Below are 17,619 nucleotides of genomic sequence, written 5' to 3'. Positions count from 1 at the left end.
AAATAAAAAGACCTTTCAATTGTTTATGAAAGGCCTTAAAATAAATTAATTTTTATATCAGCCAGATCAAAACATACGCATAGCAACATCACAACACATCATCATGCTGCAGCTATAATACATTCTATTCTGGTTATTGTTTTTCATTTCTGGGGCAAATTTAAAGAGTTATTTTTAATTTTTATGCATAAAACCATAAAACTTTTATTATCCTATCAATGTAATAGGTTAATAAATCGTAAACTTTGAAGAATTGTTAAAAAAATCAACTTTTTTATATTCTTTTAGATATCTCTTTTTATCACAAAAAACACCAAACAAACTATAAATCAAACACATACATTCAAACAAAATCAATTTCATGCTAAAAGTCTGTTAAATAACAGGTTCTTTATAAAACTAAACTGTCAAATTTTACGTATGTAGGGAAATACGATAGTCTGGAATGGTATAGGTTCAAATGGTATTGGTTTTTGGAGCATATTGAATTTTATCACACTCCAGATTATCGTTTTTTATTAAATTTAAAATTGCATTATATTGGAGGAATTAGACGTTCAGCGGTTAAAAAAAGCTTTGGATTATCTGGAAAGCAAACAACGAGAATTAAAAAGAGAGCATCAAAATGACACCCGAAGTATTGATTCTTTAATTAAATACTTAAAAAGAGATATGCTCGAGCAGTTTCATTTATCAAAGTATGATCATGAAATTAAACCCGAAATCAAAAACACCGAAAATTTTATTAGCAATGTAAAAAATATACTTGAGAAGTATTCTGTAAAATATACAGAGGAAATATAAATGTGATTTAGCTACAAAATGCATTTTTTTAGCTCAAATCAAGATTTAATTACCAACTATATTTCAAAATTAATCTTGCGTTAAAAGGAGTTCCTGCAGTAAAGTGAATTTCTTCTACAGGATCTGTTTCGTTTGCCAATCTTGATTCAGTCAGGAATTGAGTTTCTTTCCATTTTGTATCAAAGATATTGTCGATATTCACTCCTATTGAGACTTTTTTAATTTGATAATTCACTGAGAAATCAGTGATACAATATCCTTTTGCTACAACTGAATTGTCTTCGTTTGCAGGTCGATCTCCCAAAAATCTTGTTCTTAAACTTCCTGAGAAGCCTTTTAAATCTTTAACCGAAATTCCGTTTGTTAAAGTATTAACCGGAGCAAGCGGCAAATAATCGTTTCCTTTAGGTTCGTCAAGTGAGCGTGCATGCGTGTATGTATAATCAGTATTCCAAAATAACCAATTGGTAAATTGATATCTAAAACCAAAATCAAATCCTTTTCTTTCTGTTTTACCGCTTGGTTCTACAACTGCTTCATCTCCAACATATACAAATTCTTGTGCTAAATATAAATACCAAATCGCCGAGTTAATTATCATTCTTGGAAAAGGTTTCCAGTTAATTCCTAAATCAGCTCCATAGGTTTCCGGAAGTATTTTTTGTCCTTTTTGAGCCACGACAACACGAGTATCATTACTATGAAAGCCTTTTCCTAGTTTAAGAAAATATTGCAAAGTATTGTCTTGTGTGTACAAAAAGTTAAGCTTCGGACTTACTATTGATTTGCTTTGAGTTTGATTGCTATAAACCGGAAGTAATTGATCTTCATAACCAAATTTAAAATAATCCACACGTAAACCAGAATTAATAAGCCATTTTCCAGACGTAAAATCAAAACTTGTATAAGCAAAAAGATTGCTCTGATTGATATTCCCCAAACTTAGATATTCTAAAACTGTTTTACGATTTAAAGTGTGAGATAACTCAATACCTTTATTATTGTCATTTCGCAATCCTGCGCCTAATTTAAAAACCCATTTTTCGTTTAATTTTCGATCATATTCAGATTGAAAACCAATTATTGTTCTGTTTTCTTTTTGTCTAATTTGATCACCGTTAACAGGATCATTCAGGAAAAAAGTAAAATTAGAATACAATTCAAAATCATATTTACTTAAATATGCCGTGTTTTTAATTTGAGAATATTCGTCAATTTTTGAATCGTATTGCAAATTAAAATTCGTTCTTCCGGTGTTTCCTCCTTCGTTTGAATCAATAGCTCCAAAATGAGAAATCATTCCACTGTTCACAGCACGATCCGGAATTTGACCGCTGGCATCCCATTGGCTTGTAAAATGTGATAATGAGATTGCTATTTTATCGCCATTATTGATTTTAGCCGAATATTTAGCAAATAAATTGATTCGGTTAAAGTTCTGTGGAGCATCAAAATAACCATCTGTCATCATGTATTCTCCCGCAAAATAGGCAGATTGATTTTCTTTATTCAATAGATTAAATAAAGCAACGGTTCTGTAGGTATTAAACTCACCCAATTCAAAAGAAACAGTGCTTTTATCCAACGCATTTTTAGTACTAAATCCTATATATCCTGCGGTATTAAAATCACCTTTATCGGCAAAATAAGCTCCTTTGTCAAAATCTATTTTATCCACCGTTTCCGGAATCACAAAATGCAAATCGGCATAACCTTGTCCGTGAGCGTGAGAAACCATATTTACAGGCATTCCATCAACAGAAACATTAATATCTGTTCCGTGATCACAATCAAATCCTCTTAAAAAAATTTGCTCTGCTTTTCCTCCACCAGCATGTTGTCCGATAAAAAGTCCCGGCACTTTACGCATTAAATCCTGCGAATTTGAAATAGGCTGAATTTCTAAATCTATCTTAGAAATAGTATTTAAATATTTTAAGTTATTGGTAATCTTTACTTCTTCAAGCAAAAAGGGCTTTTCGTCAAGCGAAATACTTATAAAATCGTAATTAGCAACCTGGATTTTTTGAGTAATATATCCTTGCTTCGATACTTGTAAACTATCTTCTATATGAACTCCTTCGAGTATAAATTTTCCGCTTATGTCTGTATGTGCGTGCGTTTTAGAGCTTAAATTCCGAATCATTACATCAGTAAGAGGTTTTCCATCCTCAGCATTAACAACTCCATTAACTGATTGTGCTTTTACAGCAAAAGACAATATAAAAATCCCAAATACAAATAATAATTTCATGCTCTTTTAAAAAAGTGCAAATATAGCATAAAATATATGTAAAAATAATACTACATTATTTTTATTTTTATGGAGAAACAAAAAACACCATATAAATAAAAAGAGCTGATTTTTACAATCAGCTCTTTTTATGTTAATTAGAAATTTGCAGCAAATTCTTTTGCAAAATCTTCTAATTTCGTCTTTCCATCAACAGAAAATTTATTGGCTAAAAAATCTTCCTGAATTTTACCACTATTTAAACCCGATCCCATTTCTGTGTATAATTCGGCTATTTCTTCCGGTACTCCAGCTTCTTTCATTCCGCCAAGAGATTGTTCATCTGTAAATTCTATCCATGGTAATTCCGGTTTATCAATTGCCAAACCTAAAATCTTTGCAACATCATTTGACGTGCGAACATCACTAATAATATAACGAATGTTTTTTCCTGACGTCGTTTTTGTCAACTCCTCGGCCGCTGCAGTTGCAATATTTTCAGGATGTACAAACGGAATCACTGTTTCTGCTGCATAATTTGAACCAATAATCCCCGCTCCTTTTATCATCGGAACATTAGCATATAAATTGGTATAGAAAAATCCGGCGCGAAGAAAAGTAACCGATACATTTTCTAATGTTTCGTATATTTTCTCGATGTTATAAAGTCCCTTAATCGGACCAGTTCCTTCAGGTAAATCGGCACCAATACTACTTAACATAACCACACGTTTTACTCCCGCCGCTTCAATTGCTGTTGCGATCGCTTTTCCGGCATCTATAGTATTCGCAATTACATTTGATCCTCCCATATTTGGCGGTGTCAATGCAAAAACAGCGTCAGTTTCTGCAAATGTATTTTTCAAAAAGTCAGCATCACTAACAGATCCTATTGCTGCTTTTGCTCCCAAAGCCTCGATAGCTTCTACTCTGTCTGAGTTACTGCTCACAACTGTTACCTGATTTCCTGACGCAATAAGTTTTTGTGTCAAAGGTTTTCCTATATTTCCTAATGAACCTAAAATTGTAATTTTCATAGCTTTATATTTTTTTATTATCTGAAACAAAGGTATATTTGTACTTACTTTTACACAAGTACTTACCCTAAAGTATGCGCAAATGACAGCGATTAAAGAATCTTCGACTATTCAGGAAAATAAGCAATATGCCTTAGAAAAATGCCCTGTAACGTATGTTATGGAAAAAATTGGCGGCTATTGGAAACCCATTATTATCTATCATCTTTCTGGCGGAAGTAAACGCTATAGCGAATTAAAAAGAGCCATTCCGGCAGTAACAGAGAAAATGTTGATTCAGCATTTAAAGCAACTCGAAGCCGATAATCTTGTTATCAGAGAAGCCAAGCCTGTTGTTCCTCCTTATGTAACTTATCGTTTGAGTGCCTCAGGAAATGGCTTAATGCCGGTTATAGAAGCAATGGCAATGTGGGCTTTTAAGGATAAGGAAGATGGGTTTAATGAGTCTTCATCTGGACTGTAGTTTTTATATAAATTGGTATAGAAAATCAGTCCACTATAATTTTACTTTTGCTTAAAAATTTATTCAAATGAAGAAAGTATTAGTTTTAAATTCAAGTGCCAGAAAGCAAAATTCTAAAAGCAGAAAACTTACCGAAGTATTTACAGATCACTGGAAAAGCATTCAAAATAATGCCCTTATTAATTATCGTGATTTAGGCGAAAGTCATGTTCCTCATATCAACGAAAATTGGATTGCAGCGGCTTTCAAACCCGAAAACCTAAGATCTTTGCAAGAAATTGAAGCTTTAAAAACGAGCGACGAATATATTGCTGAATTGCGCGAAGCCGATGTGATTGTAATTGGTGCGCCAATGTACAATTGGTCTATTCCAAGTAGCCTTAAAGCTTATATCGATCAGGTTTTAAGAGTCAACGAAACCTGGAAACTAAATCCGGAGAATATGCAGAATCCTTATATTGGTTTACTTCAAAATAAAACTGTATTTCTGTTACTTTCAAGAGGCGCTCAGGGTTATGAAAAAGGAGAATATAACGAGCATATGAATTTTCAAAGCAATTATCTAAAAACCGTTTTTAATATTATTGGTATTACCAACATTCACACAGTTGCTGTAAACGGAGAAAGTTTTGATCCCGAAAAATATCAGGAATCTATAAATAATTCACATCAAGCGATAAGAGATTTTATCGAAAAAGAATTGAATTAGATTTATTAAACACGAATTTCACGAATTTACACTAACTCGTTCGTGAAATTAATTTCACAAACTATTTTAACCATTTCAATTTGTGCAAATTCGTGAAATTCGTGTTTAAATTATTATTTTAATCTGTTTGACAAATGAACCGCAGTCAATTCAAATCCGTTTTTTAAATATACTTTTTGGGCTGTATTATTCGTAAAACCAGTATCCAGAACTACAGCTTCTTTGCCAAGCGAAATAGCGATTTCTTTTACATGATTTAATAATTGAGTCGCAAAACCTTTTCCTCTGTAATTTTCTAACGTGCATAAATCATCAATGTAAATGATGTTTCCACTGTGCAGAGAAGTCATAACGCGATATCCTGCAAAAGCAACAACCTTATCTTCGTCCATGATTCCGGCAATGCTGTACTTTTCGTTTTGCATCATTTCTGTAATCGTAGCATTCCAGTTATTTTTATTCAAATGTGGTCTTAATACATAAGCGACATCCCAACATTGCTCGATTTCTGATGTTGTTTCGATTTTTTTAATCTGATAAATAGACTCCATAATTGTATGTTTTTTATACAAAATTAGAACAGTAATCAGGATCTAAAATACCCCAATTCTAAAATCGATAGTGGTCCAGAAGTCTTATTGAAGTACGCTTTTGAGGATTGCCAACGCTTTTTCCATTTCATTCTCTGCCAAAGAAGCAAAACCCATTCGTATTGCATTTGGAGAGAATTTATCGTTTTTATAAAAATTTCCGTTGTTAATCGAAAGTCCTTTTTTACCAACTTCATTAGACATTTTTATCAAGTTAATATTCTCATTAAAATTCGCCCAAACCGCCAATCCGCCTTCGGGAATTCTAAAGTCTATCTCGTTTTTAAAATCAGAACTCAGAATTTGGCAAAAATGATTTCGGCGTTGTTTGTAGATTTTTAATGATTTTCTAAAATGCCTTTCCATTTCTCCATTTTCATACATAATTGCAAAAGCTTCTTCCAGAAGTGTATCGCCTTGTCTGTCAATCATTTTTCGTAAAGATCCCGCTGCTTCAATAAAAGCCGGAGATCCAACCATAAAACCAATTCGCAATGCGGGCGCAAAAGTTTTTGAAATTGAGCCAATATAAATCACATTCTGATTGTGATCAATACTCGCCAATGGCAAATAAGGCTTATTATCATAGTGAAAATCAAAATCGTAATCATCTTCTATAATCGCAAAACGATATTCTTTGGCAAGATTCAGCAGTTTTAAACGACGTTCCATACTCATCGTTACGCCAGTTGGACAATGATGATGCGGAATTATATAAACGGCTTTTATTTTTTTATGCTTCAGAATTTCCTGCAAATAATCAACATCCATTCCGTTATCGTCGATAGGAACTCGTTCTAAATTTGCGCCACAATATTTAAAAGTATCATCGGCAGTTGCAAAACTCGAAACACCAACAACGATTGTATCATTTGGATTCAAAATTAACTGAGACGCCAGATAAATTCCCATTTGGCTGCCTTTTGTAATGATAATATTTTCGGGAGAAACCACTAATCCTCTTGTATTCGAAAGATAATTACAAATCGCAATTCTAAGATTTTCAGATCCTAATGTGCTGCCATATTTCAGGAAGTTTTTGCCATAGAATTTTCTGGATAAACTTCTGTATTCGCGCATCAATTGGTCTATTGGCGCCAAGCGAACATCGGGAAAACCATCATCAATAACAATTGGATCTTTGTGAATATTTTTTCCATATGATTCTACTTCTTTCTCAAAAGTATTCGTCCAGATAAAACCTTCCTGAAACTGATTTTTATTGGTTTCCGGTAATTTTACTTTAGAAATTATAGGCAATTTCGAAAGTACAAAAACACCTTTCCGATCTATAGATTCTGCCCAACCCTGACTTATTAATTCTTCGTAAGCCAATTTAACCGTATTTCTGTTAATACCAATGAGTTCCGATAAAACACGTGAACTTGGTAACGCATCTGAAGGCTTCAAAGTACCATTGGTAATCAACGAAATAAAAGTATTGCACACTTGTATATAAAGTGTTACTGACGATTCGCGATCAATTAGAATTAGAGTTTTATACGGCAACATCTGGGCTGTGGTTTTTATATAAATTGGTCTGCTAAGTTACCCAACATCTTTATACATTTACATAAAAATTTAATCCAAATGAAAAATATAACAATACCACAAGCAGGTTTAATTCTAAGAATTGTTTTAGGAATCACAATGTTATCAGCAGTTGCAGATCGTTTTGGACTTTGGGGCGCGCCCGGAGATCCTGGCGTTGCATGGGGAAACTGGGATAATTTTATTGCCTATACGCAAACTCTAAACTCTTTTGCCAGTAAATCTGTAGCCGGAATATTAGGTGCTTTGACTACTTTTTTTGAAATTCTGTTTGGTTTATTCTTAATCATCGGCTTCAAAACCCGAATCGTTGCTTTAGGAACTTCCGGATTAATGTTGCTTTTTGCTCTTAGTATGGCGATTTCTGTTTCTATAAAAGCACCTTTTGATTATTCGGTTTTTACAAGTTCTGCTGCAGCATTATTACTTTCTGCGATTGGCAAAACTTCTTTTTCTGTAGACAATAAATAAGCTTAGAATAATTTTTATTTTCATTAATTAGAAGCTAATCCAGCCATCCACTATATCTTTTCCTCCCTAAAGAAGGGAGAAAAAGGATGTCGTTCTTGTCTGGCCTAGGGCAGTTATTTTTATAAAGTGCTTAATCTGGCAAAACGAATTCTCTCCTAACAGGTTTACAAAACCTGTTAGGTATTATAGTTTATTAGGAATATCTTTAATGTATACAATTTACAAAAAATAAATAATGAAAAATTTAGATAAAAAAATAGCAATAAAGAAAAATGTATCAAGTACTAATTCAACTATTTCTGTAGATAAAAAATTAGATAAAATTAAAAATGTAAATTTTGTCTCAAATAAAATAGAAGAAGTCAATAAAGTAATTACTCAAATTGAATTAACTTTTTAGATCGATTTTCTAATCCATAACTATAATAAAAGGAGCCTAATTGGCTCCTTTTATATTTTATAAACTAAATATTTTAATTAAAACCTCTTAGAATATTTAAAGTTGCCAAAAAAACAAAGCTGAATTATTTTTAAGGATTTTTTAAGCCCTTAAATATCCTTCTGCCAAATTTCTATTCGTAAATTAGCGCCAAACAAAATTTATCCGAATGACAGTACTTACATTTACCCTGATTATGATTCTTGGTGCTTTTTTAGCAGGTTTTATTGGCTCATTATCAGGTTTAGGTGGCGGAATCATAATTATTCCACTTCTAACGGTCGTTCTTGGTGTTGATATACATTATGCAATTGGTGCCGCTTTGGTTTCGGTAATTGCAACTTCTTCAGGTTCAGCTTCTGCATATGTCAAGGAAGGAATCACAAATATGCGACTGGGAATTTTTCTCGAAATTGCCACAACAATCGGTGCCGTTTGTGGAGCTTTGCTTTCTACAATTGCGCCAACTTCATTTATTGCCATATTATTTGGTCTTACTTTAATTTTCTCTGCTATAAATTCTCTTCGAAAAAAAGAAGAACATATTGTTTTAGAATCGAGTCCTTTGGCAAAAAAACTACGCTTAAACGGAACTTATCCCACGCATGATGGTGAAGTCGTAAGTTACGGAACTAAAAACGTCGTTGGAGGTTTTGGTATGATGGGAATTGCCGGAATGATGTCAGGATTATTAGGAATTGGTTCCGGTGCTTTTAAGGTTATTGCGATGGATAATATTATGAGAATTCCGTTTAAGGTTTCTACTACAACCAGTAATTTTATGATGGGCGTTACTGCAATGGCGAGTTCTGTAATCTACATTCAAAAAGGATATATCGAACCCGGAATCTGTATGCCTGTTGTTATTGGTGTTTTGTTTGGGGCTATGGCTGGAGCCAAAGTATTAGTCCGAACAAACCCTAAAAAACTAAGAATATTTTTTGCCTGCCTGATTTTTGTACTTGCAGTGAATATGATTTATAACGGAATTAATGGAAAAATCTAAGGTTATGCAAAACGAAAAATTTGGAGAAAAAAACTTTCAATATATAATTGGTAATTTGTTGCGTTATGGCGTTTGGACTTCATTGTCCGTAGCTTTTATTGGCGGAATCGTCTATTTATTCGGACATAGTACAGATATCGAAAACTACTCGGTATTTCATGAAAATGACCGCAATATATTCGAAGTAATTTCGGCTGTTTATAATGGTGCGATTCAGGGAAATGGAGAATCTTTAATTTTTGTTGGAATTATTCTTCTCTTTCTAACGCCCGTTTTACGTGTGTTACTTTCTTTATTTTCTTTCCTTTTAGAAAAAGATTATCTTTATGTTGGCATTACACTAATTGTGATTGTGATCATTTTAATTAGTGTTTCTTTTGGTTTTTCACATTGATAACGCTGTAGGCTTTAAGCTTTAGGCTTTCTTTGGGAACGCTTAAAATATGTTGCTTAAAACTTTAAACTAATCGTAAACGCTATGAAGCTTAAAGCATATTGCCTAAAGCTTAAAGCTAAATAAAAAAATATGGAAATAGGAATAGACAGCTTTGCTTCGGCAATGTACGGAGACAATAATACGTTGAGCAGTGTTGATGCAATGGAGCAATTACTGCAAAGAATTGAACTTGCAGATCAAGCCGGACTTGACGTTTTTGGAATTGGAGAACATCATAAAAAAGAGTTTCTAGATTCGGCTACAGTTGTTATACTAAGCGCCGCTGCTGCAAAAACAAGCCGCATTCGATTATCAAGCGCCGTTTCGGTTTTAAGTGCTGCAGATCCTGTCAGAGTTTATCAAAGCTTTGCAACTTTGGATTTGATTTCGAAAGGAAGAGCAGAAATCGTCGTAGGCCGCGGATCTTCTATTGAAGCTTATCCCCTTTTTGGATTTAATCTAAATGATTATGATGCGCTTTTTAAAGAAAAGCTAGACCTTTTTCTACAAATCAGAGACAATGAATTTGTGACGTGGTCAGGGAAATTTCGTCCCGCATTGAATAATCTTCCTATTTATCCGAGAGCAATACAAGAAAAATTACCGGTTTGGCTTGGCGTTGGCGGAACTCCGGAATCTTTTGTGAGAGCCGGAAGTCTTGGTTTACCTTTAATGGTCGCCATTATTGGAGGACAAACACATCGTTTTCGCCCTTTAATCGACTTATATCATGAAGCCGGAAAAGCTGCAGGTTTCAAACCCGAAGAGCTTAAAGTAGGATTACATTCTCCTGGATTTGTTGGAACTACAACCGAAAAAGCAATCGAAGAATATTATCCGGGTTATGCTGAACTTTGGACAAAATTAGGACTCGAACGCGGTTGGCCACCAGTTACAAAAGCCAAATTTGACGGACTTATTGACGATCAAGGCGTTTTAATCGTAGGAAGTCCGGAACGTGTTGCCGAGAAAATCTTAAAACACAGCGAAGCACTTGGAGGAATCTCAAGATTTACATTCCAAATGGATAATGCAGGACTTACACACACTCAATTAATGAATGCTATCGAACTTATAGGATCAAAAGTGATTCCGTTGATACGTAAAGGATAAATTTTATGTGTTTGCCCACTGATTTGGCGGGTTAAACGGATTTTCACTGATTTTTTCATCATTTCAACAAAAGAAGACTTGAAAAATATCTTTGTCAAAGTTTTAAACTTTGACAAAGATTTACATTAAAAGAACCTCTGGAAACCCGTTTAATCCGTGCAATCCGGAGGCTAAAACTTCTAAACATAAAAAAAGCATCAGCCGAAACTGATGCTTTTTATTTTCATATAGATTATCAAATTAAAAAACCTGCGAAAATCCGTTTGAATCCGCCAAATACGTGGGCTAAAAAAAATTAGAATTTATAAGTTACACCAACTCTAAAATTTCTTGGTGCTTCTGTTTGCCAATAATAAGCCGAAAGCCATTCATAATAAGATCCACTATAAAGATATTTATCTAAAATATTGAATACGTTAGCCGTAACTTTTATCTTTCCGGTTTCATAAGATAAACCTCCGTCAAGTTTGAAATAGTTTGGTAATCTTTCTCCACCTTCACTCCACGTATCCGTTTGACGGCCTGCAAGATAAGTACCGCCAATAGACGCTCCTAAACCTTTAAGTTTTCCGCTTTGAAGCGTATAATTTAACCATGCATTTGCAGTATGTTTAGAATATCCCGGAACAACAGAACCTACTTTCAAAATATTTGAACTCGTTACTATTGATTCTGTAAAAGCATAATTTGCTATAAGATTAAGTCCGTCTAATAATTTTCCTCTTACATCAAATTCAACACCTTCTGCTCTTTTTTCTCCCAAAACAATTTTGTAAATATCTTTTGGTCCATTCATAGGATCAGCTGTAAGTTCATTTTCTTTTATGATGCGATAAACCGATAATGAGGTATTCCAAGATCCGTCAAACCAATCTTTTTTAACACCAAATTCTATATTATTTCCGGTTAACGGTTTTACTTTATCTCCATTTTTAATAATACCCGATTGCGGTAAAAACGCCTGATCATATAATCCGTAAACCGCAAGATCCTCCGTTATAGAAGCACTAATACCAATACGCGGCGTGATATGACTATCTGCCTGAGTTTCTCCCCAGCTTGTCTGACTAATCCAGGTATATCTTCCTGCTACAGTAACTCTAAGTCTGTTTCTAAAAAAACCAACTTCTTCCTGAATATATGCCGCTGCATACTCTGAGCTCATTTTTCCACCAGCTCTTACTGAAAGCGGTGTTGTATGATCGAAATTCGGAAAACCATTTGAAGGAGTTCCATAATTTGGATTATAAACATTAAACGGATTAGCAGGTGTATCAAGATTATGAGATTGTCCCCAATCAGCCATATAATCTTTACTTCCTAAATCTAAACCTCCTAATATTTTGTGTGTAATTGATCCTGTATTGAACTTTCCGTTTACAAATATCTGACCTAAATACATATTACTTTCTGCATCCCAGATTCCAACATTTCTAATGATATTCCCCTTTCCAAGAGCATCATCGTCTGAACCAACAGCGCTTGGCCAAGAACTATATCCTTGCTGAAGATATTTAAAATAAGTCGTTTGCGCTGTCAATTTCCAGTTATCATCAAACTTATGTTCGAACATAAGATATCCGCTATGATCCTGAATATTAGTATCAGGCAATCCTGGCTGCATCATTGTAAATCCAACTGGCAAAGTCGCATAACCTTCAGATTTAGGCCCGAATACGTAGTAAGAACCAACCTCGGTCATGTTTGCATATTGAAAATTATATTCCGCCGTAAGTTTCGTTTTATCATCAATTTGGTATGAAATTACCGGAGCAATTACATAACGATTGTTGTGTTCGAAAGCACGATGCGAACCTTTATTTTGAGCCGCTCCGTTGAATCTATATAATAATTTTCCTTTTTTATCTAATTTTCCATCAAGATCAATACTAACTCTGTAAAAATCATAGCTTCCGCCTAATACTGAAACTTCACCTTTAGTAATTCCCGTTGGTTTTTTAGTAACCACATTATAAAGTCCACTTGGATCACCGCTCGAAAGCATAAATCCAGCAGGTCCTTTTACAAATTCAATATGATCTACAAAACTCATATCTTCCGTAAGAGGTCCCCAGAAAGAAGAAACCACATTAAAACCATTACGGAAAGCCTGAATTTGAGAACCACGCATCGTAATATTAGTATACAAATCTCCCCAGTGTTCCAGACGCACGGCTCCACTCACGTTTCTGATAACTCCATCGCTCATACTTGTAATTTGCTGATCTTTTAAAGTCTGAGCACTTACAATCTGAATATTTTGAGGAATTTCAAGAACAGGAGTCTGCAATCTTAAAGATAATGAAGGCTTGTCTTGTTTGTATTTATTTTTTGTAATCACAACTTCATCAAGATCTTCCTGACTTTCAGAAAGTGTAAAGTTTTTAGTCGTTGTTTGTTTTGCAGTAACCACAATTTGGTCTTCAACCTTATGAATTCCAACAGATCTTATAATAATTATGTAAGTTGCAGGTTTTACGTTTTTAATCTCATATTGCCCGTCTTCATTGGTGGTGGCAACATATCTTGTTCCTTTCAGAACAACAGTAATATTCTCTGCAGGAACATTTCCGCTTAGCGAAATCTTTCCTGTTATTTTTCCAAGTTCCTGACTCATCATTTGCAATGAAGTTAGAAACATAAGACTAAGTAAAACTTTTTTTAGGGTCATTATATTCATTTTTAATTGGTTTTGAATTTCGTGCAAAAGTAAATGCTAAATATTTCTTAAACAAGATTATTTTTAATTATTCTAAATAAAAATAAACACCTATAACCCTCTCAAAAAGTTAAAACAATATTATCTTACAAAAACTCCAATTATAAATAAGTCTGCTTATCTTTAAGCTTGAAAAATTTAAAAAGGAACTTCCAAAAACAAACCTCATATTATGAATAATACCAGTACAGTTAGAAAAGTAGCCATAGTAGGTTACAATCGAATTCCGTTTGCAAGGGCAAATACCGCTTACGCCGAAGTTGGAAATACAGAAATGATGACCGCTGCCCTAAACGGACTTATTACCAAATATAATCTTGAAGGTAAATTGTTAGGCGAAGTTGCCGGAGGAGCTGTAATTAAACATACTTATGATAATAATCTGATCAGAGAATGTGTCATGAAAACAGCTCTTGATCCCGCAACTCCGGCTTGTGATTTGCAACAAGCTTGTGACACCGGAATAGAAAGTGCCATTTATATTGCGAATAAAATTGCTCTGGGGCAAATAGAATCCGGAATTGCAGGCGGCGTTGATTCGATTAGTGATATGCCAATTGCTGTAAGCGAAAAACTCAGAAAGATTTTATTGAATGCCAGACAAGCAAAATCATTAGGCGAAAAAATTAAGTTGTTTCTAAAACTTCGTCCAAAAGATTTGTCGCCATTAGTTCCTAAAAACGAAGAATCACAAACCGGACTTTCGATGGGTGGCCATACCGAAATTACGGCTAAACATTATCAAATCTCCCGTGAAGATCAGGATAACTTTGCGCTCAGAAGTCATTTGAATATGACAAAAGCGTACGACGAAGGCTTTTTTGATGATATGATAACTCCGTTTAATGGACTTGAAAAAGACAATAACCTTCGAAGAGACAGCACAATTGAAAAACTGGCAAAACTAAAACCCGCATTCGATAAAGTAAACGGAACTTTGACAGCAGGAAATTCTACTCCGCTTACAGATGGCGCGTCATGCATACTTTTGGCAAGCGAAGAATGGGCAAAAGCACAAGGACTTCCTATTCTGGCTTATATTTCTTTTGCCGAAATTGCAGCAATTGAGTACGTCAAAAATCAGCAAAACCTTTTATTAGCGCCATTATTTGCAGCAAGCAGAATGCTGGAAAAAGCAGGTTTGACTTTGCAGGATTTTGATTATTATGAAATTCACGAAGCTTTTGCAGCACAAGTTCTCGCAACTTTAAAAATCTGGGAAAGTCCGGAATTAAGCGCTCAAATAGGGCTTAAAAAACCTCTTGGCGCAATCGACAGAGAAAAACTAAACGTAAAAGGAAGTAGTCTTGCCGCCGCACATCCTTTTGCCGCAACAGGCGGAAGAATAATTGGCGTAATGGCTAAATTATTAAACGAAAAAGGTTCCGGAAGAGGATTTGTTTCAATTTGTGCCGCCGGAGGACAAGGTGTTACGATGATTATTGAGAAATAATACTATTGTCAGGCTGAGCGAAGTCGAAGCCCATACCTACTTTCGTTTAAGTCTTTGACTTCGCTCAGGATGACAAAGATTATATATAAAAAAAACAAAACCCGACAAGTTCCAAAAACCTGTCGGGTTTACTACATACGAAAATGTCCAACTCTCGTAGTTTTTACTTTAAAAAGCAAATTCTTCAACTGCAGACAACGCTTTAGGTAAAGCATTTTCGGCAAAATCAGGAATAGCAGTTCCTTCTACGCGAAAAACAGTAACATCGGTTATACCTAAGAAACCTAATACAGCGCGCAAATACGGCTCAGAAAAATCATAACTTTTATAAGGTCCTTCAGAAAAAATAGCGCCCGAAGCAATCGCTAAAAACACTTTTTTATTCGTCAATAATCCTTTTGGCCCATTCTCATCATAGCTAAAAGTCTTTCCTGCTCTCGCAACCTGATCGATCCAGCCTTTTAAAACTGCCGGAATCCCAAAATTGTAAAGTGGCACACCAATAACAATAACATCAGCTTCTAAAACATCTTTTGTTGCTGCATCCGAATATTTCAGCGTCTCTTTCTGAGCTTCTGTATGTTGATCTGCCGGAGTATAAAAAGCATTAATATCCAATTCGCTCAAATAAGGCAAAGGCGTTTTAGAAAGATCAAGCGTTTGAACCTCGATTTCGCTGTATTCCGCTTTCAGTTTATCAAGAATAGCATTCGATAATTTGTTGCTAAATGAAGCATCTCCTTTGATGCTTGTTACTATATTCAGAATCTTTTTACTCATTTTTATAATTATTTTGTTTACGATACAAACTTATCTACATTTGCTATCTCTTTTATAGTACTATCCTCAAGGATAGCGCTATCCTTGAGGATAGTAACGCAATACATATGAAAACAAAGAGTGAATTAACAGAAGAAATGCCTTGTGGACATCAACCGGAAGAATGTCTCGCAGCATTATTACCGGTAAGAGATGCTTTGGAAGTTTTAAGCGGAAGATGGAAATTGCCAATTTTAATTGCATTGTCAAACCGACCGAAACGATTTAAGGAGATTTCGAAAGATATAAACGGAATCACAGATAAAATGCTTTCGAAAGAACTTAAAGATCTGGAGATAAACAAACTGGTTACCAGAACTGTCTATGATACTTTTCCGCCAACTGTAGAATACGCAAGAACAGAACACAGCCACACATTATATAATGTCATTGGCGCATTAAACGAATGGGGAACTTTGCACAGAAAAGAAATCATTGGACATTAGATAGTTAACAAAATCCAAACCCGACAGGTTTTAAAAACCTGTCGGGTTTAATTTTTTAATAAAATAAGAACCAAAAGTGTAACAAAATCAAAAAAGTCGTCTCTATAATAAAAAAGTCATAAAATCAACTTGATATTTTTATTATGAAAACCATAAAACTAGCTACATTACTGATTTTGAATTTCTTTTCATTTTCGAAAACAAATGCTCAAACTACTCCAAATGACAGTATAAAACTCGATTATACTAAAATTTATGCGCTCGCATTAGACGGAAATCCTAAACAAGCTTTGCCTTTACTTGAAATTGATCCCACTAAAAAAATAGCGCAGAAAGACTTAAAATTCAAAACCAATTTCGAAAACCGATTTAAGTTTGCAGCAGATAAAAGTGATTTCCTGGAAACCCGAAAATCAAAAATAGACGAGCTTTTAAAAATTTACAGAGATTACTGGAGATTCTCTTTCTTAAATAAAGAAAAGAAAACTGATACTCTGATTATGAAAAATGTTGCCAATTTTCTTAAAAAAAATCTTCCGGCTGCAAAAAACTTACCACTTAACGAAGACAGTATCAATGTCTATCAAAAAAAATACATCTCAAACTTAGGCTATCATACAACTGGTTTTGGAAAAACCGGCGGACTTTATGATTTATTAGTCTGGAAAACTGAAAAAGATACAGTCTATAAAGTGAATTATGAAGGAAAAGAAACTCCAATCAAAATCTACTTTATGGATGATTTTATAACCTTAGGCTGGAGCGAATACGCCACTTTAGGACGTTATTATCCTGCAGGTTGGGCAACTCAGGAAGCTTTATTTTGTGTAAAAAAAGCATACGATTTAAAATCAGAAACCTTCAGAGTAAGTTATATTGGCCATGAAGGCAGACATTTTGCTGATTATAAATTATTCCCAAAATTAAAAGGTGTTGGTTCTGCCGATTTAGAATACAGAGGAAAACTGACGGAGTTATCACTTTACTCTGAGGACGGACTTTACAAAAGAATACAGTCTTTTATAAATAATGGAAATTACGACAGCGATAACGGCCATTCTATTGCGGCTTACTGTGTTATCAGAGATTTATCCCGTTTTTTATTTAATACTGATTACGAAAAGAACTTAGACAAATGGAAAACAATTCCGGCAAGTAAAATAAATCAGGCTGCAGCCAAAATTCTCGAAGAAAACACCAAATCATTAAAGAAAATTCCGAATGTAGAAAAATTTATCAAATAATATTTTTAGCTAAAGAATACATCAAATCCTTACACAACAAAATCAATAATACCTAATAATCAATAAATTACAAAAAAACACAATAT

General features: G+C 34.2%; 17 protein-coding genes. 11 read left to right on the top strand and 6 right to left on the bottom strand.

All coding sequences use genetic code 11. From position 1 onward, the window contains the following. Window positions 1-540 precede the first annotated feature (540 nt). Window positions 541-804: a hypothetical protein gene (locus CLU81_RS23130; RefSeq protein ID WP_099711981.1), complete on the top strand. Its 264-nt coding sequence runs from the start codon at window positions 541-543 to the stop codon at window positions 802-804. Window positions 805-853: 49 nt separating this feature from the next. Here CLU81_RS23130 and CLU81_RS23125 read toward each other — a convergent pair whose 3' ends face one another. Both CLU81_RS23125 and CLU81_RS23120 read right to left on the bottom strand, forming a co-directional pair. After that, the gene (locus CLU81_RS23125; RefSeq protein WP_099711980.1) at window positions 854-3,058 is read right to left on the bottom strand and encodes a TonB-dependent receptor; all 2,205 of its coding nucleotides are present in this window, start codon (window positions 3,056-3,058) and stop codon (window positions 854-856) included. Window positions 3,059-3,195: 137 nt separating this feature from the next. Next, window positions 3,196-4,074, bottom strand: coding sequence for an NAD(P)H-binding protein (locus CLU81_RS23120; RefSeq protein ID WP_099711979.1), 879 nt, complete (start codon window positions 4,072-4,074; stop codon window positions 3,196-3,198). Between the two features lie 82 nt (window positions 4,075-4,156). Between CLU81_RS23120 and CLU81_RS23115 the strand changes: the two genes are divergently transcribed. Both CLU81_RS23115 and CLU81_RS23110 read left to right on the top strand, forming a co-directional pair. Continuing rightward, window positions 4,157-4,537 carry a helix-turn-helix domain-containing protein gene (locus tag CLU81_RS23115; protein WP_099711978.1) on the top strand — a complete coding sequence of 127 codons (381 nt, stop codon included), beginning with the start codon at window positions 4,157-4,159 and terminating at the stop codon, window positions 4,535-4,537. 67 nt (window positions 4,538-4,604) lie between these two features. Then, on the top strand, window positions 4,605-5,246 hold the full coding sequence (locus CLU81_RS23110) for an FMN-dependent NADH-azoreductase (RefSeq protein WP_099711977.1): 642 nt from the start codon (window positions 4,605-4,607) through the stop codon (window positions 5,244-5,246). Between the two features lie 113 nt (window positions 5,247-5,359). Here the strand turns inward: CLU81_RS23110 and CLU81_RS23105 are convergent, their stop codons facing one another. Together CLU81_RS23105 and CLU81_RS23100 are read right to left on the bottom strand one after the other, a co-directional pair. Next, window positions 5,360-5,797: a GNAT family N-acetyltransferase gene (locus tag CLU81_RS23105; RefSeq protein WP_099711976.1), complete on the bottom strand. Its 438-nt coding sequence runs from the start codon at window positions 5,795-5,797 to the stop codon at window positions 5,360-5,362. An 84-nt stretch (window positions 5,798-5,881) separates the two neighbouring features. Beyond that, window positions 5,882-7,348: a PLP-dependent aminotransferase family protein gene (locus CLU81_RS23100; RefSeq protein ID WP_099711975.1), complete on the bottom strand. Its 1,467-nt coding sequence runs from the start codon at window positions 7,346-7,348 to the stop codon at window positions 5,882-5,884. A 78-nt stretch (window positions 7,349-7,426) separates the two neighbouring features. Between CLU81_RS23100 and CLU81_RS23095 the strand changes: the two genes are divergently transcribed. The 5 genes from CLU81_RS23095 (at window position 7,427) to CLU81_RS23080 (ending at window position 10,852) form a co-directional block, all read left to right on the top strand. Beyond that, window positions 7,427-7,858, top strand: coding sequence for a DoxX family protein (locus tag CLU81_RS23095; protein ID WP_099711974.1), 432 nt, complete (start codon window positions 7,427-7,429; stop codon window positions 7,856-7,858). A gap of 235 nt (window positions 7,859-8,093) precedes the next feature. Continuing rightward, window positions 8,094-8,258 carry a hypothetical protein gene (locus CLU81_RS26880; RefSeq protein ID WP_158235357.1) on the top strand — a complete coding sequence of 55 codons (165 nt, stop codon included), beginning with the start codon at window positions 8,094-8,096 and terminating at the stop codon, window positions 8,256-8,258. A 208-nt stretch (window positions 8,259-8,466) separates the two neighbouring features. Next, window positions 8,467-9,303 (top strand): sulfite exporter TauE/SafE family protein, encoded by an 837-nt coding sequence (locus CLU81_RS23090; RefSeq protein WP_099711973.1) that lies wholly within the window; start codon window positions 8,467-8,469, stop codon window positions 9,301-9,303. Next, on the top strand, window positions 9,290-9,697 hold the full coding sequence (locus CLU81_RS23085) for a DUF1634 domain-containing protein (RefSeq protein WP_099711972.1): 408 nt from the start codon (window positions 9,290-9,292) through the stop codon (window positions 9,695-9,697). Before CLU81_RS23090 ends, CLU81_RS23085 begins: the two co-directional genes overlap by 14 nt. A gap of 132 nt (window positions 9,698-9,829) precedes the next feature. Next, on the top strand, window positions 9,830-10,852 hold the full coding sequence (locus tag CLU81_RS23080) for an LLM class flavin-dependent oxidoreductase (RefSeq protein WP_099711971.1): 1,023 nt from the start codon (window positions 9,830-9,832) through the stop codon (window positions 10,850-10,852). Window positions 10,853-11,147: 295 nt separating this feature from the next. On the opposite strand, the gene CLU81_RS23075 is transcribed toward CLU81_RS23080, so the two are convergent. Continuing rightward, a complete protein-coding gene (locus CLU81_RS23075) occupies window positions 11,148-13,523 on the bottom strand; it encodes a TonB-dependent receptor (protein WP_233209752.1) in 2,376 nt (791 codons plus the stop codon). 220 nt (window positions 13,524-13,743) lie between these two features. Here CLU81_RS23075 and CLU81_RS23070 point away from each other — a divergent pair, with 220 nt between their 5' ends. After that, on the top strand, window positions 13,744-15,024 hold the full coding sequence (locus tag CLU81_RS23070; protein ID WP_099711969.1) for an acetyl-CoA C-acetyltransferase: 1,281 nt from the start codon (window positions 13,744-13,746) through the stop codon (window positions 15,022-15,024). A 168-nt stretch (window positions 15,025-15,192) separates the two neighbouring features. Here the strand turns inward: CLU81_RS23070 and CLU81_RS23065 are convergent, their stop codons facing one another. Next, window positions 15,193-15,804, bottom strand: a complete 612-nt coding sequence (locus tag CLU81_RS23065) for an FMN-dependent NADH-azoreductase (RefSeq protein ID WP_099711968.1) — start codon at window positions 15,802-15,804, stop codon at window positions 15,193-15,195. 107 nt (window positions 15,805-15,911) lie between these two features. Here CLU81_RS23065 and CLU81_RS23060 point away from each other — a divergent pair, with 107 nt between their 5' ends. Together CLU81_RS23060 and CLU81_RS23055 are read left to right on the top strand one after the other, a co-directional pair. Beyond that, the gene (locus tag CLU81_RS23060; RefSeq protein WP_099711967.1) at window positions 15,912-16,289 is read left to right on the top strand and encodes a helix-turn-helix domain-containing protein; all 378 of its coding nucleotides are present in this window, start codon (window positions 15,912-15,914) and stop codon (window positions 16,287-16,289) included. Between the two features lie 143 nt (window positions 16,290-16,432). After that, window positions 16,433-17,533, top strand: a complete 1,101-nt coding sequence (locus CLU81_RS23055) for a hypothetical protein (protein ID WP_099711966.1) — start codon at window positions 16,433-16,435, stop codon at window positions 17,531-17,533. Window positions 17,534-17,619 lie beyond the last annotated feature (86 nt).

Origin of the sequence: Flavobacterium sp. 9, from assembly GCF_002754195.1 — a bacterium.
Classification (GTDB): domain Bacteria; phylum Bacteroidota; class Bacteroidia; order Flavobacteriales; family Flavobacteriaceae; genus Flavobacterium.
The sequence above is the reverse complement of the archived record's forward strand: the minus strand, read 5'-3'. Positions and strand labels throughout refer to the sequence as shown.

Bases quoted from the DNA above. Each gene is read 5' to 3' on its own strand.
- CLU81_RS23125 (WP_099711980.1), bottom strand. From the start codon at position 3,058: ATGAAATTATTATTTGTATTTGGGATTTTTATATTGTCTTTTGCTGTA.
- CLU81_RS23120 (WP_099711979.1), bottom strand. From the start codon at position 4,074: ATGAAAATTACAATTTTAGGTTCATTAGGAAATATAGGAAAACCTTTG.
- CLU81_RS23115 (WP_099711978.1), top strand. From the start codon at position 4,157: ATGACAGCGATTAAAGAATCTTCGACTATTCAGGAAAATAAGCAATAT.
- CLU81_RS23110 (WP_099711977.1), top strand. From the start codon at position 4,605: ATGAAGAAAGTATTAGTTTTAAATTCAAGTGCCAGAAAGCAAAATTCT.
- CLU81_RS23105 (WP_099711976.1), bottom strand. From the start codon at position 5,797: ATGGAGTCTATTTATCAGATTAAAAAAATCGAAACAACATCAGAAATC.
- CLU81_RS23100 (WP_099711975.1), bottom strand. From the start codon at position 7,348: ATGTTGCCGTATAAAACTCTAATTCTAATTGATCGCGAATCGTCAGTA.
- CLU81_RS23095 (WP_099711974.1), top strand. From the start codon at position 7,427: ATGAAAAATATAACAATACCACAAGCAGGTTTAATTCTAAGAATTGTT.
- CLU81_RS26880 (WP_158235357.1), top strand. From the start codon at position 8,094: ATGAAAAATTTAGATAAAAAAATAGCAATAAAGAAAAATGTATCAAGT.
- CLU81_RS23090 (WP_099711973.1), top strand. From the start codon at position 8,467: ATGACAGTACTTACATTTACCCTGATTATGATTCTTGGTGCTTTTTTA.
- CLU81_RS23085 (WP_099711972.1), top strand. From the start codon at position 9,290: ATGGAAAAATCTAAGGTTATGCAAAACGAAAAATTTGGAGAAAAAAAC.
- CLU81_RS23080 (WP_099711971.1), top strand. From the start codon at position 9,830: ATGGAAATAGGAATAGACAGCTTTGCTTCGGCAATGTACGGAGACAAT.
- CLU81_RS23075 (WP_233209752.1), bottom strand. From the start codon at position 13,523: ATGACCCTAAAAAAAGTTTTACTTAGTCTTATGTTTCTAACTTCATTG.
- CLU81_RS23070 (WP_099711969.1), top strand. From the start codon at position 13,744: ATGAATAATACCAGTACAGTTAGAAAAGTAGCCATAGTAGGTTACAAT.
- CLU81_RS23065 (WP_099711968.1), bottom strand. From the start codon at position 15,804: ATGAGTAAAAAGATTCTGAATATAGTAACAAGCATCAAAGGAGATGCT.
- CLU81_RS23060 (WP_099711967.1), top strand. From the start codon at position 15,912: ATGAAAACAAAGAGTGAATTAACAGAAGAAATGCCTTGTGGACATCAA.
- CLU81_RS23055 (WP_099711966.1), top strand. From the start codon at position 16,433: ATGAAAACCATAAAACTAGCTACATTACTGATTTTGAATTTCTTTTCA.